At 68.6% G+C, this 26,867-nt stretch carries 31 protein-coding genes; 20 read left to right on the top strand and 11 right to left on the bottom strand.

Annotated elements, in window-relative coordinates; genetic code table 11:
• Positions 1 to 13: 13 nt before the first annotated feature.
• From RIB98_17850 to RIB98_17835, 4 genes are all read right to left on the bottom strand, one after another.
• Positions 14 to 1,180 carry an acyl-CoA dehydrogenase family protein gene (locus RIB98_17850; protein MEQ8842848.1) on the bottom strand — a complete coding sequence of 389 codons (1,167 nt, stop codon included), beginning with the start codon at positions 1,178 to 1,180 and terminating at the stop codon, positions 14 to 16.
• On the bottom strand, positions 1,180 to 2,202 hold the full coding sequence (locus RIB98_17845) for an acyl-CoA dehydrogenase (protein MEQ8842847.1): 1,023 nt from the start codon (positions 2,200 to 2,202) through the stop codon (positions 1,180 to 1,182). Before RIB98_17845 ends, RIB98_17850 begins: the two co-directional genes overlap by 1 nt.
• Positions 2,203 to 2,263: 61 nt before the next feature.
• Positions 2,264 to 2,920, bottom strand: a complete 657-nt coding sequence (locus RIB98_17840; protein MEQ8842846.1) for a response regulator transcription factor — start codon at positions 2,918 to 2,920, stop codon at positions 2,264 to 2,266.
• Between the two features lie 2 nt (positions 2,921 to 2,922).
• The gene (locus RIB98_17835; GenBank protein ID MEQ8842845.1) at positions 2,923 to 4,101 is read right to left on the bottom strand and encodes a PspC domain-containing protein; all 1,179 of its coding nucleotides are present in this window, start codon (positions 4,099 to 4,101) and stop codon (positions 2,923 to 2,925) included.
• 129 nt (positions 4,102 to 4,230) lie between these two features.
• Here RIB98_17835 and RIB98_17830 point away from each other — a divergent pair, with 129 nt between their 5' ends.
• The 6 genes from RIB98_17830 (at position 4,231) to RIB98_17805 (ending at position 10,591) form a co-directional block, all read left to right on the top strand.
• Positions 4,231 to 5,496: a PspC domain-containing protein gene (locus RIB98_17830; GenBank protein ID MEQ8842844.1), complete on the top strand. Its 1,266-nt coding sequence runs from the start codon at positions 4,231 to 4,233 to the stop codon at positions 5,494 to 5,496.
• Positions 5,497 to 5,560: 64 nt separating this feature from the next.
• Positions 5,561 to 5,797 carry a hypothetical protein gene (locus RIB98_17825; GenBank protein MEQ8842843.1) on the top strand — a complete coding sequence of 79 codons (237 nt, stop codon included), beginning with the start codon at positions 5,561 to 5,563 and terminating at the stop codon, positions 5,795 to 5,797.
• A 68-nt stretch (positions 5,798 to 5,865) separates the two neighbouring features.
• Entirely contained in the window at positions 5,866 to 7,050 is a 1,185-nt protein-coding gene (cysS, locus tag RIB98_17820) for a cysteine--tRNA ligase (protein ID MEQ8842842.1), read from the top strand.
• Complete coding sequence (gene cysS / locus RIB98_17815; protein ID MEQ8842841.1) at positions 7,050 to 8,426, top strand: cysteine--tRNA ligase; 1,377 nt, start codon at positions 7,050 to 7,052, stop codon at positions 8,424 to 8,426. The genes cysS (RIB98_17820) and cysS (RIB98_17815) overlap by 1 nt, the downstream gene beginning before the upstream one ends.
• Positions 8,427 to 8,472: 46 nt before the next feature.
• Complete coding sequence (locus RIB98_17810; protein ID MEQ8842840.1) at positions 8,473 to 9,540, top strand: serine hydrolase; 1,068 nt, start codon at positions 8,473 to 8,475, stop codon at positions 9,538 to 9,540.
• A gap of 70 nt (positions 9,541 to 9,610) precedes the next feature.
• Complete coding sequence (locus RIB98_17805; GenBank protein ID MEQ8842839.1) at positions 9,611 to 10,591, top strand: hypothetical protein; 981 nt, start codon at positions 9,611 to 9,613, stop codon at positions 10,589 to 10,591.
• Here the strand turns inward: RIB98_17805 and RIB98_17800 are convergent.
• The gene (locus RIB98_17800; protein ID MEQ8842838.1) at positions 10,564 to 11,481 is read right to left on the bottom strand and encodes an EamA family transporter; all 918 of its coding nucleotides are present in this window, start codon (positions 11,479 to 11,481) and stop codon (positions 10,564 to 10,566) included. The genes RIB98_17805 and RIB98_17800 overlap by 28 nt on opposite strands.
• A gap of 112 nt (positions 11,482 to 11,593) precedes the next feature.
• On the opposite strand from RIB98_17800, the gene RIB98_17795 reads away from it, so the two are divergent.
• Positions 11,594 to 12,043: an Lrp/AsnC family transcriptional regulator gene (locus RIB98_17795; GenBank protein MEQ8842837.1), complete on the top strand. Its 450-nt coding sequence runs from the start codon at positions 11,594 to 11,596 to the stop codon at positions 12,041 to 12,043.
• Positions 12,044 to 12,068: 25 nt separating this feature from the next.
• Here the strand turns inward: RIB98_17795 and RIB98_17790 are convergent, their stop codons facing one another.
• Complete coding sequence (locus RIB98_17790) at positions 12,069 to 13,610, bottom strand: PQQ-binding-like beta-propeller repeat protein (GenBank protein MEQ8842836.1); 1,542 nt, start codon at positions 13,608 to 13,610, stop codon at positions 12,069 to 12,071.
• 38 nt (positions 13,611 to 13,648) lie between these two features.
• Between RIB98_17790 and RIB98_17785 the strand changes: the two genes are divergently transcribed.
• From RIB98_17785 to RIB98_17765, 5 genes are all read left to right on the top strand, one after another.
• On the top strand, positions 13,649 to 14,068 hold the full coding sequence (locus RIB98_17785) for a DUF983 domain-containing protein (protein MEQ8842835.1): 420 nt from the start codon (positions 13,649 to 13,651) through the stop codon (positions 14,066 to 14,068).
• Positions 14,069 to 14,449: 381 nt separating this feature from the next.
• A complete protein-coding gene (locus RIB98_17780) occupies positions 14,450 to 15,130 on the top strand; it encodes an HAD family hydrolase (GenBank protein ID MEQ8842834.1) in 681 nt (226 codons plus the stop codon).
• Positions 15,127 to 15,588 (top strand): DUF3291 domain-containing protein, encoded by a 462-nt coding sequence (locus tag RIB98_17775; protein MEQ8842833.1) that lies wholly within the window; start codon positions 15,127 to 15,129, stop codon positions 15,586 to 15,588. Before RIB98_17780 ends, RIB98_17775 begins: the two co-directional genes overlap by 4 nt.
• The gene (locus tag RIB98_17770; protein ID MEQ8842832.1) at positions 15,585 to 15,944 is read left to right on the top strand and encodes a DUF4157 domain-containing protein; all 360 of its coding nucleotides are present in this window, start codon (positions 15,585 to 15,587) and stop codon (positions 15,942 to 15,944) included. Before RIB98_17775 ends, RIB98_17770 begins: the two co-directional genes overlap by 4 nt.
• 53 nt (positions 15,945 to 15,997) lie before the next feature.
• Entirely contained in the window at positions 15,998 to 17,461 is a 1,464-nt protein-coding gene (locus RIB98_17765; GenBank protein MEQ8842831.1) for an MFS transporter, read from the top strand.
• On the opposite strand, the gene RIB98_17760 is transcribed toward RIB98_17765, so the two are convergent.
• Together RIB98_17760 and RIB98_17755 are read right to left on the bottom strand one after the other, a co-directional pair.
• Complete coding sequence (locus RIB98_17760; protein MEQ8842830.1) at positions 17,455 to 18,306, bottom strand: 3-hydroxybutyryl-CoA dehydrogenase; 852 nt, start codon at positions 18,304 to 18,306, stop codon at positions 17,455 to 17,457. The two genes, RIB98_17765 and RIB98_17760, sit on opposite strands and share 7 nt — an antisense overlap.
• A 1-nt stretch (position 18,307) precedes the next feature.
• The gene (locus RIB98_17755; protein MEQ8842829.1) at positions 18,308 to 18,796 is read right to left on the bottom strand and encodes a peptidylprolyl isomerase; all 489 of its coding nucleotides are present in this window, start codon (positions 18,794 to 18,796) and stop codon (positions 18,308 to 18,310) included.
• A gap of 180 nt (positions 18,797 to 18,976) precedes the next feature.
• Between RIB98_17755 and RIB98_17750 the strand changes: the two genes are divergently transcribed.
• On the top strand, positions 18,977 to 19,150 hold the full coding sequence (locus RIB98_17750) for a hypothetical protein (GenBank protein ID MEQ8842828.1): 174 nt from the start codon (positions 18,977 to 18,979) through the stop codon (positions 19,148 to 19,150).
• A gap of 16 nt (positions 19,151 to 19,166) precedes the next feature.
• On the opposite strand, the gene RIB98_17745 is transcribed toward RIB98_17750, so the two are convergent.
• On the bottom strand, positions 19,167 to 19,760 hold the full coding sequence (locus tag RIB98_17745) for a CAP domain-containing protein (protein MEQ8842827.1): 594 nt from the start codon (positions 19,758 to 19,760) through the stop codon (positions 19,167 to 19,169).
• Between the two features lie 116 nt (positions 19,761 to 19,876).
• Between RIB98_17745 and RIB98_17740 the strand changes: the two genes are divergently transcribed.
• A complete protein-coding gene (locus RIB98_17740) occupies positions 19,877 to 20,485 on the top strand; it encodes an MBL fold metallo-hydrolase (protein MEQ8842826.1) in 609 nt (202 codons plus the stop codon).
• 6 nt (positions 20,486 to 20,491) lie between these two features.
• On the opposite strand, the gene RIB98_17735 is transcribed toward RIB98_17740, so the two are convergent.
• The gene (locus RIB98_17735) at positions 20,492 to 21,067 is read right to left on the bottom strand and encodes a hypothetical protein (GenBank protein MEQ8842825.1); all 576 of its coding nucleotides are present in this window, start codon (positions 21,065 to 21,067) and stop codon (positions 20,492 to 20,494) included.
• 103 nt (positions 21,068 to 21,170) lie between these two features.
• On the opposite strand from RIB98_17735, the gene RIB98_17730 reads away from it, so the two are divergent.
• From RIB98_17730 to RIB98_17710, 5 genes are all read left to right on the top strand, one after another.
• Positions 21,171 to 21,635, top strand: coding sequence for a hypothetical protein (locus RIB98_17730; GenBank protein ID MEQ8842824.1), 465 nt, complete (start codon positions 21,171 to 21,173; stop codon positions 21,633 to 21,635).
• Positions 21,636 to 21,717: 82 nt separating this feature from the next.
• A complete protein-coding gene (locus tag RIB98_17725; GenBank protein MEQ8842823.1) occupies positions 21,718 to 22,899 on the top strand; it encodes an acetyl-CoA C-acetyltransferase in 1,182 nt (393 codons plus the stop codon).
• Positions 22,900 to 22,904: 5 nt separating this feature from the next.
• Entirely contained in the window at positions 22,905 to 23,594 is a 690-nt protein-coding gene (locus tag RIB98_17720; protein ID MEQ8842822.1) for a hypothetical protein, read from the top strand.
• Positions 23,595 to 23,623: 29 nt separating this feature from the next.
• On the top strand, positions 23,624 to 24,310 hold the full coding sequence (locus RIB98_17715) for a DUF3152 domain-containing protein (protein MEQ8842821.1): 687 nt from the start codon (positions 23,624 to 23,626) through the stop codon (positions 24,308 to 24,310).
• Positions 24,311 to 24,433: 123 nt separating this feature from the next.
• The gene (locus RIB98_17710) at positions 24,434 to 25,369 is read left to right on the top strand and encodes an SDR family NAD(P)-dependent oxidoreductase (GenBank protein MEQ8842820.1); all 936 of its coding nucleotides are present in this window, start codon (positions 24,434 to 24,436) and stop codon (positions 25,367 to 25,369) included.
• Positions 25,370 to 25,462: 93 nt separating this feature from the next.
• Here RIB98_17710 and msrA read toward each other — a convergent pair whose 3' ends face one another.
• A complete protein-coding gene (gene msrA / locus RIB98_17705; protein MEQ8842819.1) occupies positions 25,463 to 26,107 on the bottom strand; it encodes a peptide-methionine (S)-S-oxide reductase MsrA in 645 nt (214 codons plus the stop codon).
• 180 nt (positions 26,108 to 26,287) lie between these two features.
• Here msrA and RIB98_17700 point away from each other — a divergent pair, with 180 nt between their 5' ends.
• Positions 26,288 to 26,863 carry a hypothetical protein gene (locus RIB98_17700; GenBank protein ID MEQ8842818.1) on the top strand — a complete coding sequence of 192 codons (576 nt, stop codon included), beginning with the start codon at positions 26,288 to 26,290 and terminating at the stop codon, positions 26,861 to 26,863.
• The last annotated feature ends 4 nt before the right edge of the window (positions 26,864 to 26,867 follow it).

Raw genomic sequence — 26,867 nt, 5'->3', positions numbered from 1 at the left:
CCGCGCCAGGCGGTCAGCGAGCGCGGGGAAGACCGAGGTGGCCTTCGGCGATCAGATTGCGGCTGATCTCGCTGGTGCCGCCGTAGATCGTGGTCACCGGCGAATGTCGCAGGTTCTCCTCGATTCGTCCCGAAAGGTGGGCATCGGCGTTGTGATGGGTGAGGAGACCCTCGACCCCCATGAGGTCGTGGAACTCACGGCAGTGGCGCTTGTAGCTCTCGGACGCAAAGAGCTTCGTCATCGAGCCCTCGACGCCGAACATCACACCCTCCTCGGCCAACGCGGCGGTGTGGTAGGCGAAGCCTCGGCACACCTCGACGTCGATGAGCGCCCGTATCAGCTTCTCGCGGGTCGTCGCGTCGTCGATCGGACGAGAGCCATCGGAACGAACGTGGGTCTCTGACCAGTCGACGGCCGCATCGATCACCGGCGGCGACGGGAACTGGCCGCCGGCGATGCCGCGCTCGTACTTCAGCGCGGTCTTCATGACGGCCCATCCGCCGTTCACCTCGCCGACGCGCCATTCGTCGTCGAGTCGCACGTCGTCGTAGAAGGTCGCGTTCGAGCGCTCGACGGCCATCGTCGGCACCGGCTGGATCTCGATGCCCGGCGTGTCGAGCGGCACGAGGAAGAAGGTGAGGCCCTTGTGCTTGGGCACCTCGGGGTCGGTGCGTGTGAGCAGGATCACGTAATCGGAGATGTGGGCCAGGGTGGTCCACATCTTGGCGCCGTTGATGACCCACTGGTCTCCGTCGAGCACGGCCTTGGTCTGGGCAGCCGCGACATCGGATCCGCTCTCGGGTTCGGTGTAGCCGAAGCAGCCGAGGGCGGTGCCGTCGAGGAGACGGGGTACGACCGTCTCCTTCAGATGGTCGCTGCCGTGTTCGAGCAGGATCGACGCGACCACGATCGAAACGGCCATCGCGTCGATCGGGGCCCGGGCGAGCTGGAGCTCCTCGTTGAGCACCACCGACTCGAGCGCGGAGCGGCCCCCGCCCCCGAGCGCCTCGGGGACGGGGCCGGACAACCAGCCCCGCTCCGCCATCGCCGCGTGGAGGGCCGGTGCATGCACCGTGCCGTCGTGGGTGGCCTCGATCATCTCCTCGGTGAGGTGTTCGGCCAGGAACTCGCGGACCTCGGCGCGAAACGCCTCGACCTCGGGCGGGAAGGAGAAGTCCATCAGCAAGCCTCCTTGGTCGATCCGACCGGGCCGAACTCGGCGGTGGCCAGACGTGCGTACTCGAGCGCGGGCTCACCGAGCTGGAGCAGCCAGGCCGATGCACGTCGGTGGTAGAGCTGGATGTCGTACTCCTCGGAGAACCCGTAGCCGCCGTGGTACTGGAGCGACCGGTCGGTCACGAACCGGGCGGTCTCGGCCGCGAACAGCAGGGCCATGCCCGCGAGCCGGGCCGGATCGTCGGCGCTTCCCTCGGGTTGGTCGGTGTCGAGCGCCCACACCGCCCGATGAGCGAGAAGACGGGCGCCCTCGAGCCTGGTCGCGGCGTCGGCGAACCCGTGTTGTACCGCCTGGAAGCTCCCGACCAACACATCGAACTGGATGCGCTCCTTCACGTAGTCCAGACCGATGTCGAGAGCCCGCCGGGCCAGCCCGCAATAGGCGACCGCCATCAGGGCCCGCCATTCGTCGAGCGCACGCGGCCAGGCGTCGGCGGAACCGAGGGTCACGGCGCCGCCGAGCGAGCGGTCGGCGATCGGCAGGTCGCCCGTGTTGCGCGGTCCGGTTCCGGGAGCATCGCCGTCGATACGCACCACAGCGTCGTCGACGCGAGCCACGACCGTCGTTGCCACCGCACCGGCCGGCACGAGGCGGGCCCGTCCGTCGGAGGGATCCCGCAACGCCAGGGTGGCGATGCGGTCACCGTCGACGAGCGCCGCCACATCGGCGCCGACGTGATGGAGCAGGCGCGTCGCCACTGCGTGTTCGACGAGCGGCGCCGGCGCGAGGTGGTGACCCCAGCTCTCGACGACCAGCGCGAGATCGCGAAGGGTCGCGCCTCCGCCGCCGGCGGCTTCAGGAACGGCCATTCCGGGGGCGCCGGTGGCGGCGAGTTTCGCCCAGAGGTCGGCGTCGTGGCCGCCGGGAGCCGCGGCCCTCACGACCTCGATCGGACACTCGTTGGCGAAGAACCCGTCGAAGACGGACTTCACCGCCTCCTCGTCGTCGGTCAGTCGGGTGCGCATGGCGGCCATAGTGGCGCAGCACCGGGCCGGTTGCCGAGTCCGTCGCCGACCCGGACCGCAATCACCAGATGCGGCGGGCTGCCGCCCAGCGGCTGAGTTCGTTGCGGTTCGAGAGCTGGAGCTTGCGTAGAACCGCCGACGCGTGGGTCTCGACCGTCTTCACCGAGATCGTGAGCTGTTGGGCGATCTCCTTGTAGGCGTAGCCCCGGGCCAGGTGCCGCAGCACCTCCTTCTCCCGCTTCGTCAGCACGTCGAGATCATCGGCCGGATCCTCGAGTTCCGCGGCCGGAGCGCCACCGGCGAAGGCATCCAGCACGAAGCCGGCGAGCCGGGGCGAGAACACCGCATCGCCCTCGCTCACCCGGATGATGGCGTCGACGAGGTCATCGGCCGAGATGGTCTTGGTGACATAGCCCCGGGCGCCCGCCCGCACGACGTCGATCACGTCCTCGGCCGCGTCGGACACCGAGAGCGCCAGGAACCGCGTGTCGACACCCGCCGCGTCGATCGCCTCGATGACTTCACGACCCGTCCCCGAAGGCAGGTGCACGTCCAGCAGCACGACATCGGGCGACCACTGCTCGATGACGGCGACTGCGTCGGCGATGTCGTCGGCCTCGGCCACCACGGTGACGCGGTCGCCGATCTCGGACCGCACACCGCTGCGGAACATCTGATGATCGTCGACGAGCACGACTCGTGGAGGGGCGACCGGCATCCTCAGACCGTATCCCTGCGGGCCGCCTTGACCAGCGGGACGAACAACTCCACCTCGGTGCCGGCACCGAGGACCGATCGGATCTCGGCACTGCCCCCGACGCGCTCGATCCGCCCGACGATCGACTCGCGCACCCCGAGACGATCATCGGCCACGGTGGCGGGATCGAAGCCGTCGCCTGTGTCGCGTACGAAGACCCGTACTCCGTCGTCCTCCACCTCGGCGTAGACGGAGACCTGACCGCAACCGGACCACTTGGCGGCGTTGGTGGCCGCCTCTCCCATGGCACCCATCAGCGCTTCGAGCGTGGTGTCGAGGGCGACATCGCCCACCACCACGGTCTCGACCGACACATCGAATCGACTCTCGACCACGCCGGCGACACGGTCGACGGCGTTCTTCAAGGTGGTCGCCTCCGGGTCGTCGGAGTCGGCGTAGAGCCACCGCCGCAGTTCACGTTCCTGTTGGCGGGCGAGCTGGGCGATCGCCGACGGGTCGTCGGTGCGCTGGATCAGCGCCAGGGTCTGGAGCACCGAGTCGTGCAGGTGCGCGGCCATGTCGGCTCGGGCGTCGGCGTGGAGTCGGCGGCGCCGTTCGTCGGTGCGCTCGCGCATCAGCACGGCGATCCACGGACCGACGATCAACGCCACACCTCCGAGCACGAGTGTGGTGGCCAGAAGGCTGCTGCGGATGACCTCGAACGAGAGATTGCCGGCGATGAGCGCGGCGATACCCGAGCCGACGACCACGATGCCCGCACCGATGCGGACCGCCTCCGAACGAGTGGCCTCGAGCTGCGGCTTCACCTGCCAGACGACGACCCCCACACCGATCCCGACCACGACCACCGGCCAGACGACCGCCGGCGGGAAGCCCAGACCCAGCGCATGCTGGGTGAGCACCACGCCGACCACGACGAGGGCGAGCCCGACCCCGCGACGAACCTCGGGTGACGCCTGTTGGTCGGGGTCCGCCGTATCACCGGCCGGGAGCAGCGCCCAGCCGATCAGATAGAGAAGCCCCCCGGTCCCCGTGACGCCGAGCACGATCGCCGCGATGCGCACGACCGGAGGGGCGACGCCCACGGTCCGGGCCAGGCCCGCACAGACACCCGCCACCACGCGATCGTCGGTGGAGCGTCGAGGGAGATTTCGGCTCGGTGTGGCGATGGCCTCGGTCACCACTCCATGGTCCCACGAACGCGCCCGGTCGCGGCTCGGGGCCATCCCGGAGACGACCCCCGACTCTCGGGGTCAACTCAGGGTTGACCCCGATGGTCGAAGGGGGACCGACCCGTCAGAGTGGAACCCATGAACGACGAGACCACCAGCTACGACACGACGGACGAGCCGTCGCCGCCGCTCCCCGGCGGCCCCACCGGTCCCCCGCGGCTCCGCCGGAGCGACTACGACCGGATGATCAGCGGCGTGAGCGGCGGCATCGGCGAGCACTTCGGCATCGACCCGATCATCGTCCGCCTCGGCTTCGTCGCGCTGACCCTGCTCGGCGGCAGCGGCATCGGGCTCTATCTCCTCGCCTGGCTCGTCATGCCCGACGCCCACGAGGACGAGAGCGCAGCGGTCAGTGCGCTGCGGACTCGTCGTCGGCCGCGGGGTCGCTCCCTGTTCGCGCTGGGCCTGCTCCTTCTCGGTGTGATCGTGTTCTCGGGTTCGTTCTTCTGGTTCCCGGGCGGTGACGAGCTCTTCCTCCCTCTCCTCGTCCTCGCCGCCGGCATCGCATTGCTCGTGTGGCCCAGTGATGGCACCGGATGGCGGGGTCGCCAACCCGGCCATGGCGGTGTGGACGGCGACCGCGACGGCGACCGCGACAGCGAGGTTCGCCCCGACTGGCAACACGGCTATCGGCAGGGCTTCCACCGCGACGAACCGGCGGCGGATGTGTCGGAACCACAGCCGCCGCGTCCCCGTCACCGTCGTCGGCGACGCCCCACTCCCTTTCTGGGACCTGTCGGCCTCGCCCTCGTGCTGCTCTTCACCGGTCTCACCGTCTTCGCCGATCGTGTCGACTGGTGGCACACCGACCCGGGGGCGTTCCTCGCCATCTGCCTGATGATCCTCGGCGCCGTGCTGGTCGTGTCGGCCTTCGTCGGACGGGCCCGGGGCCTCGTGTGGTTGGGCCTGCTGTTGCTGCCGATCGCCTGGGCGATCACGGCGGTGGACCTGACCTGGTGGGAGGGCATCGGCGAGGAACTCGTGGTCGTCGATGATCTCGGCTCGCTCGACGACGAGTACCGATGGGGCGTCGGCGAGTTCCACGTGAACCTGGCCGACCTCGACCTCGACGGAGAGACCCGAGAACTGGCGATCGGCCTCACGATCGGCGAGCTGAAGATCTGGGTGCCGGAAACCTTCGAGACCGACATCGACCTCGACGGCAACCTCGGTTCCGTGATCATCGATGATCAGGGCGCCCGACGCAACGACGATGGCCACGAGGTCGCGATCGACCGCACCACGGGTGACCCGAGCGGCGGCACGCTGTTGCTCGATGTCGACCTCGGTATCGGCGAGGCCGAAGTGATCATCTGCGGAAGCGAGACCGTGCCGTGCCCGTGATCAGCTTCTGGATGCTCGGCCTCATGATCGCCGTCCTGCTCGACCAGCTCACCAAGGAACCCTGATGGACTCACACCCGATCGACCCCGTCGCTCTCGTCACCGGACTCTTCTTCGGTCTCGCCGGCCTGGCGATCCTCGCCGAATCCCAGTGGGACGACATCGACGTCACCGCGTTCACCGCGGCCGGCGTGATGCTCGTCGGACTGGCGCTGTTGGGTCTCGTGGTCGCCCGGTTCCTCCAAGGAGCCGCCGACCCCGTCGACGACGCGGCCCACGACGACCCTACGCCACCGACCTGAACGGCACCGACCTGAACGCCACCGCCGCAGCGACAGGGGCCACCGCGATCGGCCGCTACCGTGTCGCCGTGCGTCTCTTCGACACGGCTCGCGCCGAGATCGTTCCGTTCGAACCGGGCGAGGTGGTCTCGATCTACGTCTGTGGCATCACGCCCTATGACTCGACCCACCTCGGCCACGCCAACACCTACATCACCTACGACCTGTTGATCCGGCGGCTCGAAGATCTGGGCCACACGGTTCGTCTCGTGCGCAACATCACCGATGTCGACGACTCGATCCTCCCGAAGGCCCGCGAGCTCGGCATCGACTTCCTCGAGCTCGCTGCGGCCGAGACCGCTCGCTTCCACGGCGACATGGTGGCCCTCGACACCCGTCCGGTCGAGGCGGAACCCCACGCCACGAAGTGGGTGGGCGAGATGGTCGAGCTCATCTCACGGCTCGACGCCGGCGGTCATGTCTACGTCGACGACGGCACCGTCTTCTTCGACGTTGCGACGTTCGACTCGTTCGGCGCGGTGTCGGGCTACGACGAGACGACGATGATCGATCTCGCCCGCGAGAGAGGCGGAAAGCCCGACGACCCGCGTCAGCGCAATCCGCTCGACTTCGTCCTCTGGCAACCGTCGCTCGACGACGAACCGAGCTGGGATTCACCGTGGGGACCGGGTCGCCCCGGCTGGCACATCGAGTGCAGCGCGATGTCGATGGGCATTCTCGGCGACACGATCGACCTCCACGGTGGCGGCAGCGACCTGATCTTCCCCCATCACGAGTGCGAACGAGCGCAGAGCGAGGCGGCGACCGGCGTGCCGTTCGTCCGACACTGGATGCACTGCGGCCTGGTCGCCTACGAGGGCACGAAGATGTCGAAGTCGCTCGGGAACCTCGTGTTCATCAGCGAGCTCTCGAAGACGGCCGATCCCAGAGCCATCCGGCTGGCGCTGATGGGACATCACTATCGCGACGACTGGGAGTGGTTCGACTCCGACATCGACGACGCCGCGGCGATTCTCGACCGGCTCCTCACCGCGAGGGATCACACGAGCGGACCCGATCCCGCGCCCTACGCCGCGCGGGTGCGAGACGCACTCGACGACGACCTCGATGGCCCGACGGCTCGTGCCGCGCTCGTCGAGTTGGGCGACGCGATAATCGCCGGGGGCGACGACACGACCGCACCTACGGTGTTGGCAGAGCTCGGCGCCCTGGTGGGCGTCCGCCTCGACCACCCGTCCACTCCCTTCACCTGATGCGCCTCTACGACACCCTCAGCGGAGAGATCCGCCCGCTCGAACTCCGCGACGAGGGCAAAGTGTCGCTCTATGCCTGCGGGCCCACGGTCTACGACCATCCCCATCTCGGCCACGCTCGGCAGGCGTTCACGTACGACATCGTGCGTCGCTACCTCGAGTGGACAGGTCTCATCGTCCATCACGTCGCCAACGTCACCGACATCGACGACAACATCATCAACCGGGCCAACCGCGAGGGCGCCACCGAATCGGAGATCGCGACCACGTGGAAGGCCGTCTACGACGCGGCGATCTTCGACTCGCTCGGCATTCTCCGTCCCCACGACCGGCCCCACGCCACCGAGTACGTCGATCAGATGGTCGACTTCGTCCAGGCCCTCGTCGACAACGGCAGCGCCTACGCGAACGAAACCGGCGTCTACCTCAGGGTGCACGCCGTGAAGGACTACGGCGCGCTCGTGCACCGCAGCGTCGACGAGCTGCGTGAGGGTGCCGGTGCGCGCGTCGAGGTCGACGACGCCAAGGAGGACCCGCTCGACTTCGCGCTCTGGAAGACGGCGAAGCCGGACGAGCCGAGCTGGCCGTCACCGTGGGGCGATGGACGCCCCGGCTGGCACATCGAGTGCGTCGCCATGAGCCTCGATGTGCTCGGCGACGGGTTCGACCTCCACGGTGGGGGCACCGATCTCGTGTTCCCGCACCACACCAACGAGCGGGCCGAGGCAATCGCCGCCGGCCGCGAGTTCGCCCGCCACTGGATGCACAACGCGATGCTCAACATCGGCGGCGAGAAGATGTCGAAGTCGCTCAACAACTTCACGACCATCCAGGATCTGCTCGACGAGCATCCGCTCAATGCCCGTGCCCTCCGTCTGCTGCTGTTGCAGACGCACTATCGCAAGACCATGGAGATCAACGCCGAGGTGATGGCCCAGGCGCGCGGCGCCGTCGAGCGCCTCGACGCCATGGCCCGCAAGGCCGACGCCGCCGACCTCGACCTGCACGGCGCAGCGCTCGATTCCGCGGCGGTCGAGGCCTTCCGCTCCGCGATGGACGACGACATGGGCACACCCGAGGCGGTCGCCACCATCTTCGAGACCGTGCGCCGGGCCAATGCCGCGCTCGATCACGACGATCCTGCGGCGGCCTCGCTCGTCGCCACGGTGATCGATCTGGCCGGTGCACTCGGTCTGACGATCGGGGCGTCCAGCGCCGGCGTCGACGACGCCGAGATCGACGCCCTCGTCGAGGCTCGCACCGCCGCCCGCGAGGCCAAGGACTTCGCCGAGGCCGACCGCGTACGCGATGAACTCACCGCCCGCGGCATCGTGGTGGAGGACACCGCCAACGGTCCGGTCTGGCATCGCGGCTGATCTCGTCAGCCCGAGGCCTGAGGTGTCGAGCGTCTAGCGTCGGCCCATGTCGCTTCTCGATCCGCCGGTGACCCTGCACCCGCTGCCGCCCCAGGCTGACGACGTTCCCTGGCCGACCACCGACTGGCCCACCGGCCCGATCCCCGACAGCGTGGACCGCGACGCCCTCGACGCACTCCTCGATCGAGCCTTCGGGCCCGATCCCGACCCCGGTTTCGGCGAGTCCCACGCCACCATCGTCGTGAAGTCCGGACGGATCGTGGTCGAGCGCTACGGACTCGACATCGACGAAACCACACCGCTGCTGTCGTGGTCCATGGCGAAATCCGTCACCCACGCCCTGGTCGGCATCCTCGTCGAGGCGGGCCGTCTCGCCCCCGATGAGCGTGCCGCAGTGCCCGAGTGGTCCGACCCCGACGATCCTCGCCATGGGATCACTCTTCGCCATCTCCTGCGCATGACCGACGGTCTGGAGTTCAACGAGGCCTATGCGTTGCCGGCGAGCGGCGAGGGTGCGCCCTGGTCGCACTGCATCGACATGCTCTTCGGCGAAGGCATGGACGACCCGGCCGGCTACGCGGCGGCCCGTCCGCTCGCCCACCCGCCGGGCACGGTCTTCAACTACTCGAGTGGCACGTCGAACATCGTCGCCCGCATCGTCGGCGATCTGATCGGACGGGGGGACGAGGCGCGGACATGGATGCACGAGCACCTGTTCGCACCGATCGGGATGACGTCCGCCGACCCGCGCTTCGCCGAGTCGGGCGACTTCGTCGGATCGAGCTACCTCTACGCCACCGCCCGGGACTGGGCCCGTTTCGGACTGCTCCACCTGCGCGGCGGCCACTGGGACGACCGCCAACTCGTCCCCGCGGAGTGGGTCGACTCCGGCCGCGCCACACGAGCCCGAGACGTCGACGGTGGCGAGTACGGCGAGCACTGGTGGACCTCGTCCGACGGCCGCGGCCGTTTCTATGCCAGTGGGTTCGAGTGGCAGCGGGTGGCGTGCGTGCCCTCGAGCGACCTCGTGGTCGTCCGGCTCGGCAAGACCGCCGAGGAGGACTACCCCACACCGGTGGCCTGGTTCGACGAGTTGCTCGCTCTCTTCGACTGATCATGGCAAGATCGTCATCGCGGGTCATTCACCCTCGGCGCTGTCGTGCCGATAGGTCTCTGTGGACGACGTGCTCGAAACTCCTCGTCGGAGCCTCGGCTCGAGGCTGACGCGCATCACCGCGCTCCTGGCCGGTCTCGCCATCGCCACGGCGATCACGCTGAACCAGACCACCACCGAAACCTCGAATCCGACGACATCGGTCGCCCGGGTGGTCACCTCGACGCCCGATCAGCCCACGCCATCGACGGTCGTCATCGGCGATGCCGTCGTCGATTCGATGACCACCACCAGCACGTCGACGACCACGACCATCGATGCGGCGACGACCACCCAGAGCACCCCGGTGCCCCCGTCGAGCACGGTCACCACCCGACCGACGACCACCGGCGTGGTCCCGTCGACCACCGTCGGACCGACTCTTCCCCCGCGCCCCCCGACGAGTACGACGACCGTGGCCACGACGGTCGCACCGGCGACCACATCCCCACCGCCGACGACGACCGTCGCCTCCGGCTACTTCGCGCAGATGTATCTCGGCAGCAACGGCGCCGGCCCGGCCAACTGGGTTCTTCCCGTCGGCAGCGGGACCACACAGGGCCCATTGCCGAACTACGACACGAACCACGACGACGACCCCGGTCGGACCATCGTGCGCACCGCCGGCGATCCGTTGCCCGACGTGCATCGCGTCCAGTTCTGGAACGTGCCCGTGAAGGAGTCCTACCACGCCGTGGGAACCCCCCGCCTCGAACTGTGGGCGGCCGCCGCCGACTTCGATCGAAACGCGACCATCGAGCTGACCGCCAGCCTCTCGACCTGCCACGGCTACCTCGAGTGCGAGGAGCTGAGCACCCGCTCCGTGGCGTTCCGCCAAGCGGACTTCGGCGGAGGCTTCGGCCGGGTCTCCGTGGTGATGCCGGCGATCGACACCATCGTGCCCGCCGGCGACTATCTCCTCATCGGGCTGAGTGTGCCGCTGACGTCGGGCGGCGACGCCTGGGTGGCCTTCGACTCCTCGGACTATCCGAGCAGAGCCTTTCTCGACTGAGCGACGGTCGGCGTGCGAACCCCGCGCACCGCCAGCAATGCACCGGACAGGAGCAGCAGCTCGCCGATCACGAGCGTGAACCCGGGCAGCGTGCCCGTGACGAGGTGCACGAAGACGAACGCGGTGAGCGGTTCGAACACGAGGAGTTGACCGGCCAACGCCCGCGGGACATCGACCACCGCCCGATTCCACAGGCTCGTCGCGAGCCACGACGGTACGACGGCAAGGAAGAAGGCCAGGGCCGCCAGCCCCGCCGGATTGCCCGGGATTCCACCGAGGAATCCGAGCGCCAACAGCGGGATCGAACAGACACCGCTCGCCACTCCCACCGCGCTGGACCACCGTTGAGGCCCGAGGTCGGGGCGGGTCCGCAGGTGTTCGGTGAGGTGAAGGGCATACGCACAGAACCCGGCGACGCCGAGACCGGCAACCCCCAGCCCGACGATCACGCCGCCGACGCCCCGGCCATCGGACGGCCAGGAGTCCCGATGGATCACGACGTGGGAGATCAGCGTGAGCCCGACGGACGGCACCAACGCCAGGAAGCCGGTCCCGTCGCGATGAGCACCCACCACCGCGTAGACGACGGGAATCGATCCGACGACGGCGATCGTCGGCCCGGCGCCGGCCATCGAGATCGCGGTCAGCTCGGCCAGGTAGAGACCGACCGAGCCACCCACCGCGTGCAATCCCGCCGTCGCCCACGGGATACCGGCGAACCCACCGGTGCCGTGCAGGAGCGCGGCCGCAACGAGACCGAAGATGGCGAACCGGGATCCGGCGATGAGCATCGGCGTGGCGCCGTCCACCAACCCGACGACCGCGTAGGACGTGCCCCAGCACGTGCCGGCGAGCACCAACGAGGACACGGGGGACGGAGCACGACGCATCCGCTCACAATGACCGACGTCGCCCGGCGCATGGCTGCGTTCTCCGCCCCTGCACTGCGTCTTGACGCAGTATTACTGCGCATCTACGGCAGCTGATGGCAGACTCATGCGCATGGAACCGCTCGATGAGATCGATCGACGAATCGTTGCCACCCTGCGGGCCGACGGGCGGATCACGGTCAACGATCTCGCCGATCGCATCGGGCTGTCCGGTTCCCCGACACTGCGCCGCCTGCGCCGCCTCGAGTCCGCGGGCGTGATCCGCGGCTATCGCGCCGACATCGAACCAGAGGCCATCGACCGCGGGTTCAGCGTGTGGGTGACCGCCCGGTTGGCGGTGGGCGATCCCGAGGCCCAACACGGGTTCGAGGCGGGGCTACGGGCGCTCGATGCCGTCACCGAGGCCCACCACGTCACCGGTGATGTCGACTACCTCATCCGTGTCGACGTCGCCGACCTCGACGCCTACGACCACGTCATCCGCAACGAACTGGCCACGCTGCCCGGGCAGGCCCACATCACCAGCTACGTGGTGACCAGCACCGCGATCACGCCCCGCTGACCAGTGCTTGCTACCCGAGTGCTTGCTAACCCAGTGCGTAGATGAAGCCGGCCCGGGTGCCCACCACGATGCGGCCGTCCCAGACCGCCGGCGTCGATTCGATACAGCCGGACAGCTCGACCTCCCACAGCAACGGTGGGTCGACCATCGTGTCGCTGACGTCGAACCCCCGCAGCATCCCGGCACAATCGCCCTGGATCCACACGTCGTCCACGATGACCGGCGACTGCCACGTCGGTCCGGCCAGCTCCTTCGACCAGCGTTCCTCGCCCGTGTCGCGATCCAACCCCAGGATCCGGCCGCTGTCGGTGGGCACGATCAGCAGGTCACCGTGGAGCCCGGGCGTGGCCCACACCCCGGAGTCCAGACGAGGGCGCTCGTCGACACCCCAGACCAGCGGGTCGTCGGGACGGCTCGGGTCGAGCTTGATGATCTGTCCGACCTCCTGGCTGCGGGCATTCCCCCGCTCGTACTCGATGCCGGCGTAGATCATCCCCTCTTCGTCGATCACGAGTGACGCGTCGATGTCGTCGCCGGCCCAGTAGCGGAACACCCGCGTGGGATCGATCCCGTCCTCGAGACCGGACAGGTCCCACCCCTGAATGAGGCCTCCGGAGTTCGCGAAATAGACGACGTCGCCGGAGATCGCGACCGAGTTCTCGATCGAGACGTTGCCGTCGACGACCTGCAGCAGTTCATCGTCCCAGCCCGGCGTGTTGAACACCAGGACGGGATCGACCGTGACCCGGCCGTCGGTGTCGTAGCCCCGGTTGAGTTTCACGATGTGGAACTGGCTGTTCTCGCCGCCGATGAAGAGGTGGTCGTCGATGACGAGCCCGGCGCCGTCCCAGTCGTTGTTCCACTTCGTCGGCGAGACGTCGTCGGCGGCCAGCGCCCAGAGCTCTCGTGGCTCGTCACCGTCGAAGGCCACCACCCGGTAGAAGTTGTCGCGACTGCCGGTGTAGAGCAGCGGGTACCCGTCCGGGTCGATCGTGACCGACCCCTTGATGATGTCGCCGGTCGGGAAGTCGGGCAGCAGTCGACTTCCGTCGTCGGCATCGAGGAAGTGCACGTTGCGGCTGTAGGCGCCGACGGCCACCCACGTCGTGCCGTCGCGCTCGAAGATCGACGGCTGGCCGGTCCACCCCGTGCCGCACCAGTTGATGACCTCGCTGCCCACCGACGAGTTGGAACACATGGCACCGCCCTCGGGGAATCGCCACACCACCTCGGGATCGGTCGGCACCGGGCCGGCGCCGTAGAACGTGCGGGTGGGGTTGCCGCGAAACGTGAGGAGACCCTCGACGGTGTTGCCCCACGGCTGGCCGGCCGACGCGGGATCGACCCACCCGTCGTAGGGAGCGGTGGTGGTCGTGGTGGTCGGGCTGCTCGTCGTGACCGTGGTGCTCGAACTCGTCGCCGTGACCGTCGACGTCCCGCTCGGGTCGGCGATGCTCGCGTCGGGGACGACGACATCGTCGGTGGGGTCGGGCCAGACGAGGGTGAGCAGCAACAGCACGGCAACGGCCGCCAGTCCGATGTTGAGGCGTCGAAGTGTCGAACTCAAACCACGAGTCGGAGCTGGTGAACCGTAGGCTCGTCCGTATGACCACCAGGCCCACCCCCAGCCGTGGCACCCTGCTGTGGCGTGGCTTCACCCGGGCTTGCGCGGTGTGCGGCGAGCGCGGCCTTACCCGCCGAGGGGTGACGCTTCTCGAGGATTGCCCGCGGTGTGGCTTTCACTTCGAACGCAAGCCGGGACACTTCGTGGGTGCGGTCGGCATGAGCACCATCGCCACGTTCGGTCTGCTGCTCATCACCCTGGTGGCCGGCGTCGCCATCAGCTGGCCCGATGTGAGCCTCGTCGGACTCCTGTTGCCGATGCTGCCCATCGCCGTGCTGGTCCCGTTGCTCCTCCACCCCACGGCCAAGACGCTGTGGGTCGCCGTCGACCTTCTCATGAACCCGCTCGAGCCCGGCGAGGCTGTCGGAGGCACCGAGGAACGCACGGCGAAGAAGGGGTGACCGGGCCGAGCTGACCGCATCGGGGATCTCGTCGAGCTCCCGACGCGGGACCCACGGCGCCGGATTCGTGGTGCTGCCGACGGCACCGTGGCGGCGCGGTCGACCGGGGGCCGTTGGTACCGCCGCCCGTCGGTCGACGAGCGTCCATCCGCTCGGGGGCGTCGAACGCGACAGATGTTCCTCGCAGAGTGGGGTGCCGTAGCGTTCGCCCGCCTGGTCGTCGAGGGACACGAGTTCGGCCCGTCGATCGCCGCGATGCAAGAGCAGCACGCCGGCCCCGGGACGAGAACATCCAGGACGAGCGCACGACGACATACGTCGACCGTAATGGCGCGACAACCCCGAACGGTGGACAGCCACGCTGAGTACCCTCGTGCTCGCATGATCGTTGCCTTCGATGCCGACGACACCCTCTGGCACAACGAGGATCAGTTCGATTCGACCCACCGGGCGTTCGAACAGCTGCTCGCCGAATGGGGAACGGCAACCGAGGTCTCGGCGCGCCTCCACGAGGTGCAGATGCGCAACCTCCGCCGCTACGGCTACGGCGCCAAGGCCTTCGTGCTGTCGATGACGGAGACGGCGATCGACCTGTCCGGCGGCGCGATCCCGGGGTCCGAGATCGCCCGCATCATCGACTTCGGTCATGCCATCCTCGACCGGTCACCCGAACTGCTCGACGACGTCCTCGACGTGCTCGACCGGCTCTCCCACCACACGCTGATGCTCATCACCAAGGGCGATCTCTACGCACAACACGCTCGGATCGCCGAGAGCGGTCTGGCCGAGCGGTTCTGGCGCATCGAGGTCGTGGCGCAGAAGGACGTCGACACCTATGCGCGTTTGCTCGACCTGCACCGGGTTCCCATCGACGATTTCGTCATGGTCGGCAACTCGCTGCGTTCCGACGTGCTGCCGGTGATCGAGCTCGGCGGACGGGGGGTGCACGTGCCCTACCACGTCACCTGGGTCCACGAGATCCACGACGGCGACCACGGCCACGACATCCCCACCATCGACCGCCTCGGCGACCTCCCCGACCTGCTGGCGGACTGGACATGACCACCTGGCAGCTGGCCCAGCTCAACGTGGGGCGACTTCGTGCACCGGTCGATCATCCCGACACGGCCGGATTCGCCGACAACCTCGATCCCGTGAACGCCGCCGCCGAGGCTGCACCGGGGTTCGTCTGGCGGTTGAAGGACGACAGCGGCAACGCCACCGGCTTCGTCCGCGACGGCGATCCGCTGCGCATTCTCAACCTGTCGGTGTGGGATTCGATCGAGAGTCTGAAGGCGTTCACCTACGGCGACGGTCATGTCGAGTTCATGCGCCGTCGTCTCGAGTGGTTCGAGCCACGCGACCGCGCCCATCTGGTGCTCTGGTGGGTGCCCGCCGGCCACGAGCCGTCGATCGACGAGGCCGAGTCCCGACTCGCTCGGCTCGAGGCCGACGGCCCGAGCCCGAGCGCCTTCACGTTCGCCCGTCCGTTCCCCCCTGACGCCGACCCACCCCGATGAGAAAGCTCGAGGGGCCCGAGCTCGCGGCCTACGACCTCATCGACTTCTCGCTGGCCGAGCGGGTGCGCATCATCCGCGTGCCGGCCCTCGCGCCGGGAAGTTCGGGCATGACCATCGGTCGGTTCGTGTTCCTGACGACCGACGTCGATCGCTCCGGCGGCCGCACCCTGCTCGCCCACGAACTGGTCCACGTCCGCCAGTACGCAGAGGTCGGGGTGGCCCGCTTCCTGCTCCGCTACTTCCGCGATTACGTGGTCGAACTCCGCCGCCTTCGCAACCACCGCCGGGCCTATCTGGCCATTCCCGCCGAGGTCGATGCCCGGGCCGAGGCGGCGGCGTGGGCGGCTCGACGGTGACGCGCGTCATACCCGCGGCTCACTGACCGGCTGCGGACCTACCCTCCACCCCGATGAGCTTCCTCGACCCCCCGGCCCGGCAATTCTCGCCGCGGGTGATCCAGATCGTGGCCCTCATCGGCGTCGCGGCGAGTTCGTTCACGATCACCGTGCTGTCGGCGGCGCTGCCCGACATCGCCGAGGACCTCGACTCGTCGACGAGCACCATCACATGGGTGATCGCCGGCCCACTCCTGGCCTTCGCCGTGTTCACGCCGATGGCGGGAAAGTTGGGCGATCTCTACGGCCACCGCCGGATGTACCTGATCGGTTTCACCGGTGCCGCCGTGTTCTCGTTCGCGACCGCCGCTGCACCCAATGCCGGCTTCCTCATCGCCGGCCGCATCCTCGCCCAGGCGTTCTCGTCGTCGACCGGCCCGTCGGCCCTGGCGATCATGATGCGGGCCTTTCCCGACGACGAACGCACGTCGGTGGCCGGGGTCTGGAGCGCGGTGCTCGCCGCGTCGCCGGCGCTCGGCGTGGTCATCGGCGGTCCGCTGATCGATGCCACCAGCTGGCGGACACTCTTCCTCATCCAGGGCGTCGGCATGGTGGTCGCCGTGATCGTCTCGTCACGGGTCCTGCCCGAAAGCGAACGCCGCGACGACCTCACCTTCGATCTGCTCGGTGGGGTCTTCCTCGGGGTGGGCATCGCCGCGATACTCATCCCGCTCAATCGGGCCGGATCACTCGGCTGGGACCATCCGGTGGTGTGGGGTGGTCTGGTCCTCGCGCCGGTCGCCCTCGCCCTCTTCATCCGGTGGGAACAGCGCACCTCCCATCCACTCATCGAGCTGCCTGTGCTCGCCGAGCGCAACGTCGCCCTGCCACTCGTGAGCCAACTCTTCCTCAACGGCCCCTACATGGCCGGACTCGTGCTGACCTCGTTGATGCTCGGCGCCGACTCGACGTTCGCCTACAGCACGACCGCGATCTCGCTGATGATCCTTCCCCGACCGATCATGTTCGCGCTGGGTGCATGGCTGGCCGACCGGCTGGTGAACCGGTTGGGGGCGCGGCCGGTGGTGATCCTCGGTTGCGTCGGCATCTTCGCGGGCCTGGCCGCCATCGGACTCGGCGCAGTGACCACCTCACTCGTGTTCGTTGTGGTCGGCGTGAGCATCGCGGGAACCGGCAGCGGTATCGCCCGGCCGCCGATCATCGCGGCGCTCACCGATGCGGTGGGCGAACAGGACATGGGTGTGGGCACCGGCATGTTGAACATGACCGGTCAGATCGGCGCCGCCGCGGGGATCAGCCTGCTCTCCGCCCTCGTCACCGAGGGATCGACGCCGGGCCAGTTCCTCGCCGTCTTCCTGATCGCCGCCGGTGTCTCGGTGCTGGCGATCATCACCGCCGGCGCGATCAGATTCCCGGACCCGGGTCCGCCGGACCGAGGCGAGCCGACGCGGTCCAACGCGAGCCTGCCGACCGCGCCCGACCTGGCGACGGTCGACACCCCACGAATTCGTCAGTAGTCGTAGAAGCCCTGGCCGCTCTTGCGACCGAGCTGACCGGCGCTCACCATGCGGCGCAGCAGCGGCGGCGGCGCCAGGAAGCGCTCCTGGTACTCGCCGTACAACGACTCGGCCGTCCACAACACGATGTCGAGCCCGACCATGTCGGCGAGGGTGAGCGGGCCCATCGGGTGACCGGCGCCGAGCTTCATGGCCTCGTCGATGTCCTCGGCCGAGGCGTGGCCGGCCTCGAACATGGCGATCGCCTGGCACAGGTAGGGCACCAGCAACGCGTTGACGATGAACCCGGCCCGGTCCTTGCACAACACGACCCGCTTGCCGAGAACGTCGGTCGCGAACGCAGTAGCGGCCTCGCGCACCTCGGTGGCCGTGCGCTGCGTTTCGATCACCTCGACCAGCTGCATCACCGTGGCGGGGTTGAAGAAGTGCATGCCACACACCGACTCGGGACGACTGGTGGCCATCGCGATGTCGATGATGGGGATCGACGACGTGTTGGTGGTGATCACGGCACCGGCCGGCAGAGCGGCGTCGAGTTCGCGGAAGATCTCGAGCTTGAGTTCGAGGATCTCCGGCGCGGCCTCGATGACCATCTGACATCCGCCCAGATCGGCGATGTCGGTGGTCCATGCGATGCGCGCGATCGCCGCGTCGCGGGCGGCCTCGTCGAGCTTGCCCCGCTCGACGGCCTTGTTCATCGAACCCTCGACCCGAGCCTTGCCCGCCTCGACGGCCTCGGGGCTGATGTCGCGAGCGACGATCGACACGCCGGCCTTCGCCGCCACTTCGATGATGCCACTGCCCATCGCGCCGGCGCCGACGATGCCGAGCGTGTCGACCGCCATCTCAGTCGGCCTCGTCGATCGTGACGGACTGGATGACCACATCGGTGGTCGGCTTGTCGCTGCGATCGGTGTCGACCTTCTGCATCTCGTCGACGACCTCGAGGCCCTTCACGACCTTGCCGAACAGCGAGTACTGGGGCGGGAGGCCGACGCCACTGGCGCCGGAGACGATGAAGAACTGACTGCCGTTGGTGTTGGGCCCGGCGTTGGCCATGGCCAGCGAGCCGATCTCGTAGCGCCCGGGCGAGGGCAGCTCGTCCTCGAACTTGTAGCCGGGGCCACCACGGCCGGTGCCGGTGGGATCGCCGCCCTGACACATGAAGCCGTTGATGATGCGATGGAAGATGATGCCGTCGTAGTAGTGGTAGCGAGCGAGGGTGACGAAGTTGTTGACCGTCTTCGGGGCGGTCGACGCGTCGAGAGAGATCACCAACTCGCCGAGGGTCGTGGTCATCGTCGCCGTGTAGCGCTTCGACGGGTCGATGCACATCTCGGGCGCCGCCGAGAACTCACGCTGCTGCGGGCTCGAACCATCGGCGTTGGGGCATGGGGTGGCCATGGAAATTCCTCTCGTCGGACCGACCGGCACTCGCGGCGGACCCCGGAAAGGGTACGGCGGCGAACGGGGGATCACCCCGTCGAGGTTTCCGGGGTGCATAGGGTGATCCGCGTGCAGGAAATGACCGCTTCCCACGGCACCGTCACCGACCTCGACCACCCGCTGCGGTGTGGCCGCTGCGACGTCGCGTGGCGCGGCGTCGAGGGTGACGTGTGCTGGGTGTGCGGCGACCCCGGCCAGCCGCGCGGCGAGGTCCGCATCGTCGAGGACGATTCGGCCGCCTGACCGAGCCGTCGGCGGATCAGCCGGCGAACAGGTGGGCGGTCCAGACGACCCCGTCGACGATCGCCACGCCGATGCCCACCTCGGTGAACGACGGGTTGACGATGTTCGCCCGGTGCCCGGGGCTGTCCATGAAGGCATCGACGATCACGCCCGTCGTCGGCCCGAAGCCGACGTTCTCGCCGGCGGTGGTCCACGACCCGGCGATGACGTCGTAGATCAGTGTCGAATGGCGGAGCTCACCCTCTTGCACCATGTTCTCGACCCAGGACTGGGCCAGCCCGTCGAGTGCAGTCTCGCGGGTGAAATCGACGAGATCCTCGTTGCCGCGCACGGCGTTCAATGCATCGAGGAAGGCGAGCTCGACCGGGGGCGTCACCGGGCTCGCGGTGGGCAGGCTCGTGGAGGGCAGGCTCGTGGACGGCAGGCTCGTCGACGGCAGGGTCGTCGAGGGAACGGTCGTGCTCGGCACGGGCGTCGTCGACGGGAGAACGGTCGCGGTGGCCGTGACGGCATCGACCGACGCCCCGGTCGTGGCCGGGTCGACGAGAATCCAGCTTCCCAACGTCAGCACGAGCAGCAGAGCGCTCGCGGCGACGATCCCGTGGCGCATTCACTCTCCTGACGGGCCGCATCGAGACGGACCGAGTATTGCAGTGCCGCCCCGTCCGGTCGGCGACCCTCCGGCACCGTCCCGACGGCGACCCTCCGGGTCGCTAGCCTGTCGGCATGACGCTGCACTGGAGTGACGCCCGCACCGAGGTCCATCGAGTCGTCGTCGGACCGATGGACAACAACGTCTTCGTCGTCCGGTGTCGAGAGACCGGTGAGGCGGTCCTGCTCGACGCGGCCAACGAGCACGAGCGACTCCTGCAACTCTGCGAACAGCTGGGCGTGCGAACCGTGCTCGAGACCCACGGCCACTGGGACCACATCCAGGCCGTGCCCGCCGTCCGTGATGCCGGCTATCGCGTCGGCATCACCGCCGAGGACGCGGCCATGCTGCCGAGCTACGACTACCTGCTCGAAGACGAATCGGTCGTCGAGATCGGCCGTCTTCGCATCCACACCCACCACACACCGGGTCACACCCCCGGCTCGATGTCGTTCAGTGTCGAGGACACCCCGTTGCTGTTCACCGGCGACACCCTCTTTCCCGGTGGGCCCGGCGCCACCGGCTTCGAGGGCGGCGACTTCGCCACCATTCTCGAGAGCATCGAGGAACGGATGTTCCGCGTGTTCGACCGCGACACGCTGGTGCTTCCCGGCCACGGCGACGACACCACGATCGGCGCCGAGGCGCCGTCGTTCGACGAGTGGGCCGCCCGCGGCTGGTAGACGCCGTCAGGCGCCGCGCCCCGCCACCGTCACATCGGCGAACGACGTCAGATCGACGTCGGTGATCCCCTGCCAACTCTCGACTCGCAGACGACCGTCCCGCCCGATCACCAGTCCGGTGTCATGGGTCGCCGCGAACACCACGGTGAGCAGGACCGCGACGATCGCGGGGGCGACGACGAAACCCGACACCGGCACCGTCGTGGACGGGGCGAGGAAGGCAACGACCGCGCCGAGGAGCACCACCACCACGCCGAGCCCCACGATCAGCCGAGCGATCGCCCGCCCACCGGCCGAGAACCCGCGCTCGAGCACGAACCGGGGATCGGTGCCCGTGGCCTGCTCCGACCTGTCCTCACTTGCCCTCACCTCATCGACCGCGGCGCGCAGTCGGTCCAGATCGGGTGACGGGATCCGACGAAACCGCGCGACGGTGGTGGCGGCTCGTCCGCCGACCGGTCCGGTCTCGTGCGTGCCGATGATCCGCATCCCGGCATCGTCGCACACCGGCACCACCCGATTCCCGCGTCGTCCGCCCGTGCGGGCCCTTCCGAGGTGGGAGAACTGGGCCGAGTGGTCCATCCGCGTGGACCGTACGACCCGATCACGCGAAGCCTGATGTCATTCGGTCCGAAGAAAGGTCAGCCACCGTCCGCCGAGGACTCGACCACCAGGAGACCCGAACATGAGCACCCGTGATCAGATCGAAGACGCACTGCGCCACGCTCTGGAACCGGGCGAGCGCGTCGAGGCTTTCCGCCCGGTCGTCGCCGGCGGCAAGGTCGAGGATCGGGCCTACGAGACCACCCTCGCGCTGCTCGGCCCGTCGGTCTTCAACCAGGCCCCCAAGGGCGCCATGACCGGTGAGGGTGCCATGCCCAACCGCACCAACCTCGTGGTCGTGACCGACCGCCGGGTCCTCTGGTGCCACAAGGGCCGCATCGGCAACGAGGTCGCGATCTGCGGCTCCGACTCACTCGGTGCGGTCCACCAGGTCGAGATCGTTCCGGCCCGCATCGCGTTGGCGAAGATCCGCTTCACCTTCGCGGACTGGTCCGTCGCCCAGTTCGACCTGCCGTCGGACCACCGGGCCAACGACTTCGCCAACGACATCCTGCGGCTGCTGCTGCGGGTACCCGCCACCGCATAACGACACCCTCCTCGGCGCTGTTTCTCCGCTGCGCCGCTGCTCCGATACCCTCGGCACCACGCTCGAACGACAGGAGTTCATCGTGGCCGAGTCCGTGATTCTCAGCGGTGCCCGCACCCCGATCGGCAGGTTCAACGGCGGACTCGCCGGCCTCAGCGGCACCGAGCTCGGCGGCATCGCCATCGCGGAGGCGCTGAAGCGCGCCGGACTCAGCGGCGACCAGGTCGACTACGTCTACATGGGGCAGGTCGTGCAGGCCGGCGCCGGGCAGGTCCCCGCCCGCCAGGCGGCCGTTGCCGGTGGCATCCCCATGAGCGTGCCGTCGACGGGACTCAACAAGGCCTGCCCGTCGGGTCTCAACGCAATCCAACAGGCACATCGCATGATCGCGCTCGGCGAGGCCGAGATCGTGGTGGCGGGTGGCATGGAGTCGATGACCCAGGCGCCCTACCTCCTGCCCCAGGCCCGCAACGGCTACGGCTACGGCAACGCGACGATGCCCGATTCGCTCACCTACGACGGCCTCTACTGCTCGTTCGAGAACGAACTCATGGGCGCCGGCACCGAACGGCACGCCGCCGAAGCCGACATCGGTCGCGCCGCCATGGACGAGGTGTCGGCCCAGTCCCACGACCGGGCGGCCCGAGCCCAGAAGGACGGCCTCTTCGTCGACGAGATCGTGCCGGTGGCGATCCCCCAACGAAAGGGCGATCCCGTGATCGTCGCGGACGACGAAGGCATCCGGGTCGGCACCACGGCCGAGTCGTTGGGCGGCCTTCGAGCCGCGTTCGCCGACGGCGGCAACGTCACTGCCGGCAATGCGTCGCAGCTGTCCGACGGTGGCGCCGCGGTGGTCGTCACCACCAAGTCGATGGCCGAGAAGCTCGGCGTCGCGCCGCTGGCCGAGATCATCGACTACGCCGAGGTCGCCGGCCCCGACACCTCGCTGCTCACCCAGCCCAGTCGGGCCACCGCCCGTGCATTGGAGCGGGCCGGGATGGCGCTGTCCGACGTCGACCTGTTCGAGTTCAACGAAGCGTTCGCCGCCGTCTCCATCGCCTCGATGGCCGAGCTCGGGCTGCCCGACGACGTCGTCAACGTCAACGGTGGTGCCATCGCCCTCGGACACCCGATCGGCATGAGTGGCACTCGGCTGGCGATCACCCTCGCCTACGAGCTGGCCCGCCGGGGTGGCGGTGTCGGTGCCGCCGCGCTCTGCGGTGGTGGCGGCCAGGGCGACGCCATGCTGCTCCGGGTTCGCTGACCCCGATGGTCGCACTGCACGCGCTGGCGGATCTCGTGCTCATTGCGACGAAGACCACCCGCGCCGGCGAGCAGGATGCGTGGGTCGAGTGGTTGGCGCCGCACGCCGCGGCCCACGATGGTGCCCTCTGGAGGCTGCTCGACCCGGCCCGCCCCGGCCTTCCCGGAGCCGGTCACAGCCACGTCCTGCACCTGCCCGGCGACCGGACCCACGACCACGACCATGCCATCGCGACCGCTCGCAACACAGATCGAGAGGCAGAAGATCGGCAGGCAGTGGTGTTCCATCACGCTGAGATCCAACGCGACCACTGGACCCGCGCCGGCGACGGCATCGTGGTCGACCCCCCGTCCGGCGAGGCCGACGTAGAGGTGAGCGGGCTGATCATCGCCCACGTCTTGAGCACCGATCCGACTCGCATCGACGAGTGGGACGACTGGTACGAGACCCGGCATCTGCCCGACATGATGGAGAGCGGCGCGTTCGTGGCCGGCACTCGTTGGCGCCGAACGAAGCCACGCACGGGCGGCGCCAACCACATGACGATCTACGAGACCGCCGGTATCGGGGTGGACGAAGCCATCCAGCGATCCGCTGCGATCATGCCCGGCCTCATCGCCGACGGCCGCAAGCACGAATGCCATGCCGGCGGACTCACCTGGGCGCTCCAGCGCGCTGGAGAGACAGGCGCATGATGAACAGGCACACGAGGAGAGGGTGCGCGATGAGCGTGGTCGTCGTCGCGGCGATCTGGCTGGCCGGCTGCGGCACCTCCGACGTCGACGTGGCGCCCGCCACGACGACCACCACCACCACATCGAAGCCCACCCCGACAACGACGACGACCCCGACGACGACCCCGACGACCACCACATCGACGCCCACCCCGACGACGACAACCACGCCGACGACGAGCCTGCCCGGCGGGCCACCCGAGCTGCGGATCGACGGGTCACCGATGATCCGCTTCTCCGTCGAGGTGGGCGACGGTGTCGACCTCACCCGAGACGAGGTGGCCCGGTTCGTGGCCGACACCCTCCGGGACGAACGCAGTTGGGTCGGGCGCGGCGTCGGCTTCGAGCTCCTCGACGACGGCGGCGACTTCACGATGATCGTCGCCCTGCCCGATGACGTCGACGAGATGTGCGCCCCGCTCCAGACGGTCGGGCGCTACTCCTGTGCCCGCAACGGATGGATCGCCTTCAACTCGTTGCGCTGGTTCGGTGCCACCGACGACTGGCCCACCGACCTGGAGACCTACCGGCACTATCTCGTGAACCACGAGGTCGGTCACTACATCGTCGGCCCCGACCACGAGTCGTGTCCCGGTGTCGGCGAGGTCGCTCCGGTGATGATGCAACAGACCAAGGGCCTCGACGGGTGCCTGCCCAACGGGTGGGTCGATCCGTAGGCGCGAGTAGCCGTTTGCCGCTGTCCGTGGCACGCTAACGATCGTTCACATCCCGCCATCCGGCGGACCGGACACCGCCCAACGCGGCGGGCCGGGACGAGAACCAAACCCCCGGGAGGGGACATGAGCAAGCTTCTCGAGGGCAAGGTCGCTCTCATCACCGGTGCCGGACGAGGAATCGGCCGCGAACACGCCCTGATGTTCGCCGAGCACGGCGCGTCCGTGGTCGTCAACGACCTGGGCGGCGACATCCACGGCGAGGGCGGCGACGCCAGCCCGGCCCAGGAGGTCGTGGCCGAGATCGAGGCCATGGGCGGCAAGGCCGTCGTCAACGGCGGCAACGTCGCGAAGTTCGACGAGGCCAAGGCCATGATCGATCAGGCCATCGACACGTTCGGCGACATCCACATCGTCGTCAACAACGCCGGCATCCTGCGCGATCGCATGCTGTTCTCGATGACCGAAGAGGACTGGGACGCCATCATGGCCGTCCACCTCAAGGGCACCTTCGGCCCGGCCCACCACGCCTCCGTGCACTGGCGCGCCAAGGCCAAGGCCGGCGAAGAGGTCTACGGCCGCATCATCAACACCGCGTCGCCCTCCGGCATCTACGGCAACGTCGGCCAGACCAACTACGGCGCCGCCAAGGCCGGCATCGCCGCGTTCTCCGTGATCGCCGCGCAGGAGCTCGTGAAGTACGGCGTCACCGTCAACTGTCTCGCCCCCACCGCGGTCTCGCGGCTCACCATCCCGCTGATGGGCGGCGAGGACAACCTCACCGACGAGATGATGGAAGCCATGTCGCCGCGCTGGATCTCGATCGTGACCACCTGGCTCGCCTCGCCCGAGGGTGCCAACGTCACCGGTCGCGTGTTCGACATCCGTGGTCCCAAGCTCGGCATCGCCGAGGGCTGGCACCTCGGCCCGGTCGAGACCCAGACCGACGACCCGTCGGATCTCGGCCCCGTCATGGAGAAGCTGATGAAGGCCGCCCGACTCAACGCCAACATGAACGGCACCGACCACGAGGGCCCCGGCTTCCCCGCCCAATCCATCTGACCCCCCCACCCCGCAAATTGATGCGGGTTGACCACCTTCGCGGTGGTCAACTCCATCAAGTTGCCGGGTTTTGGGGTGGGTGATGGAGGGGCGTCAGGTCTCGGCAAGGGCGTAGGGGACCTGGCAGACGCCGTGGTTGCAGTAGCCGCCGGGGTTCCGGTGGAGATACTGCTGGTGGTACGGCTCGGCGAAATAGAACGTCGGCGCATCGACGATGGTGGTCTCGATCTCGCCGAAACCGCGGCTGCTCAACGCGTCCTGGTAGCGGGCCTTGCTCGCCTCGGCCGTCGCCCGCTGCTCGTCGGAGTAGACGTAGATCTCGCTGCGGTACTGGGTGCCGATGTCGTTGTGCTGACGCATGAACTGGGTGGGGTCGTGGACCTCCCAGAAGACCTTCAGGAGCTGCTCGTAGGAGACCACGCTGGGGTCGAACACCACCAACGCCACCTCGTTGTGACCGGTGCGCCCGGTGCACACCTCTTCATAGGTGGGATTCGGCGTGAAGCCGCCCGCGTAGCCGACGGCTGTCGTGTGGACGCCGTCGAGGCCCCAGAAGAACTTCTCGGCCCCCCAGAAACAGCCGAGGCCGAACAACGCCGTCTCCATCCCGTCGGGGTAGGGCCCGTCGAGCGGCGTCCCCAGGACCAGGTGGGCGTCGGGAACCGGCACCGGATCGGGACGACCGGGCAGGGCGTCCGCCGGCTCGGGCATGGTCTGCTTGTCGCGTCCGAAACGCATGGGCTCTCCTCTTGGGTTCAACGCTGCGTGGTCCAACACTGGCCCAGCGGAGAAGGAAACGCCGCGACACCGCGTTTCGTTCCCGGCTTTCCCGACGGGAGATGACAAGCTGTGGTTGCCCTGCTACTCTGCGTGGTGCCGGAGTGGCCCTCCGGCGACAACCCGTTGGAGGGGAACGACATGAGGCGAATTCTGGCGACCGTGCTGTTCGCGGTGATCGGCACCACCATGGCCGGTACCGGCATCGCGCTGGCGGCCGAGATCGAGGTCACGCCGGCGGCACCGCCGGAAGGCGATGTCGAACTCACGATCGAGGTGACCGACTTCACGCCGGACACGCCGATCTACACCGTGCCCTGCACCGTTCCCGCCGAGGGCGACGAACTCGACCCGTCGACGGCCAACTGCGATCTCACCGAGGTCGTGGCGACGACCACCGACGCGAGCGGCCAAGCGATCATGGTCGTGAACTGGAACATCCCCGCCGAGGGCATCGCCGTCTTCGTGGGCGACGAGGCCCGCACCAATCAGGCGTTCCAGATCGTCACGCCAGGGGCCGACGTCGTCGAGGAGACCGAAGACGTCGTCGAGGAGACCGAACCCGACGTCGAGGTGCTCGGCACGAGCGTGGTGCAGGAGGACGACCTCGCCGACACCGGTCCGCGCGAGATCATGATCCTCGTGATGGTGGCGACACTGCTCATCGGCCTCGGCGTCGCGCTGCGCAGCGCCGCACCGGTCAACGACCCGGCCTGATCGA

Source organism: Acidimicrobiales bacterium (assembly GCA_040219515.1).
Taxonomy (GTDB): Bacteria; Actinomycetota; Acidimicrobiia; order Acidimicrobiales; family Aldehydirespiratoraceae; genus JAJRXC01.
Note: the sequence above shows the minus strand (reverse complement) of the source record. Positions and strands in the feature narration are given on the sequence as shown.

Excerpts from the sequence above, each read along its gene's own strand:
- RIB98_17850 (MEQ8842848.1), bottom strand. The coding sequence starts at position 1,180 with ATGGACTTCTCCTTCCCGCCCGAGGTCGAGGCGTTTCGCGCCGAGGTC.
- RIB98_17845 (MEQ8842847.1), bottom strand. The coding sequence starts at position 2,202 with ATGCGCACCCGACTGACCGACGACGAGGAGGCGGTGAAGTCCGTCTTC.
- RIB98_17840 (MEQ8842846.1), bottom strand. The coding sequence starts at position 2,920 with ATGCCGGTCGCCCCTCCACGAGTCGTGCTCGTCGACGATCATCAGATG.
- RIB98_17830 (MEQ8842844.1), top strand. The coding sequence starts at position 4,231 with ATGAACGACGAGACCACCAGCTACGACACGACGGACGAGCCGTCGCCG.
- RIB98_17825 (MEQ8842843.1), top strand. The coding sequence starts at position 5,561 with ATGGACTCACACCCGATCGACCCCGTCGCTCTCGTCACCGGACTCTTC.
- cysS (MEQ8842841.1), top strand. The coding sequence starts at position 7,050 with ATGCGCCTCTACGACACCCTCAGCGGAGAGATCCGCCCGCTCGAACTC.
- RIB98_17810 (MEQ8842840.1), top strand. The coding sequence starts at position 8,473 with ATGTCGCTTCTCGATCCGCCGGTGACCCTGCACCCGCTGCCGCCCCAG.
- RIB98_17800 (MEQ8842838.1), bottom strand. The coding sequence starts at position 11,481 with ATGCGTCGTGCTCCGTCCCCCGTGTCCTCGTTGGTGCTCGCCGGCACG.
- RIB98_17795 (MEQ8842837.1), top strand. The coding sequence starts at position 11,594 with ATGGAACCGCTCGATGAGATCGATCGACGAATCGTTGCCACCCTGCGG.
- RIB98_17785 (MEQ8842835.1), top strand. The coding sequence starts at position 13,649 with ATGACCACCAGGCCCACCCCCAGCCGTGGCACCCTGCTGTGGCGTGGC.
- RIB98_17780 (MEQ8842834.1), top strand. The coding sequence starts at position 14,450 with ATGATCGTTGCCTTCGATGCCGACGACACCCTCTGGCACAACGAGGAT.
- RIB98_17775 (MEQ8842833.1), top strand. The coding sequence starts at position 15,127 with ATGACCACCTGGCAGCTGGCCCAGCTCAACGTGGGGCGACTTCGTGCA.
- RIB98_17770 (MEQ8842832.1), top strand. The coding sequence starts at position 15,585 with ATGAGAAAGCTCGAGGGGCCCGAGCTCGCGGCCTACGACCTCATCGAC.
- RIB98_17765 (MEQ8842831.1), top strand. The coding sequence starts at position 15,998 with ATGAGCTTCCTCGACCCCCCGGCCCGGCAATTCTCGCCGCGGGTGATC.
- RIB98_17760 (MEQ8842830.1), bottom strand. The coding sequence starts at position 18,306 with ATGGCGGTCGACACGCTCGGCATCGTCGGCGCCGGCGCGATGGGCAGT.
- RIB98_17755 (MEQ8842829.1), bottom strand. The coding sequence starts at position 18,796 with ATGTGCATCGACCCGTCGAAGCGCTACACGGCGACGATGACCACGACC.
- RIB98_17745 (MEQ8842827.1), bottom strand. The coding sequence starts at position 19,760 with ATGCGCCACGGGATCGTCGCCGCGAGCGCTCTGCTGCTCGTGCTGACG.
- RIB98_17740 (MEQ8842826.1), top strand. The coding sequence starts at position 19,877 with ATGACGCTGCACTGGAGTGACGCCCGCACCGAGGTCCATCGAGTCGTC.
- RIB98_17735 (MEQ8842825.1), bottom strand. The coding sequence starts at position 21,067 with ATGGACCACTCGGCCCAGTTCTCCCACCTCGGAAGGGCCCGCACGGGC.
- RIB98_17730 (MEQ8842824.1), top strand. The coding sequence starts at position 21,171 with ATGAGCACCCGTGATCAGATCGAAGACGCACTGCGCCACGCTCTGGAA.
- RIB98_17720 (MEQ8842822.1), top strand. The coding sequence starts at position 22,905 with ATGGTCGCACTGCACGCGCTGGCGGATCTCGTGCTCATTGCGACGAAG.
- RIB98_17715 (MEQ8842821.1), top strand. The coding sequence starts at position 23,624 with ATGAGCGTGGTCGTCGTCGCGGCGATCTGGCTGGCCGGCTGCGGCACC.
- RIB98_17710 (MEQ8842820.1), top strand. The coding sequence starts at position 24,434 with ATGAGCAAGCTTCTCGAGGGCAAGGTCGCTCTCATCACCGGTGCCGGA.
- msrA (MEQ8842819.1), bottom strand. The coding sequence starts at position 26,107 with ATGCGTTTCGGACGCGACAAGCAGACCATGCCCGAGCCGGCGGACGCC.
- RIB98_17700 (MEQ8842818.1), top strand. The coding sequence starts at position 26,288 with ATGAGGCGAATTCTGGCGACCGTGCTGTTCGCGGTGATCGGCACCACC.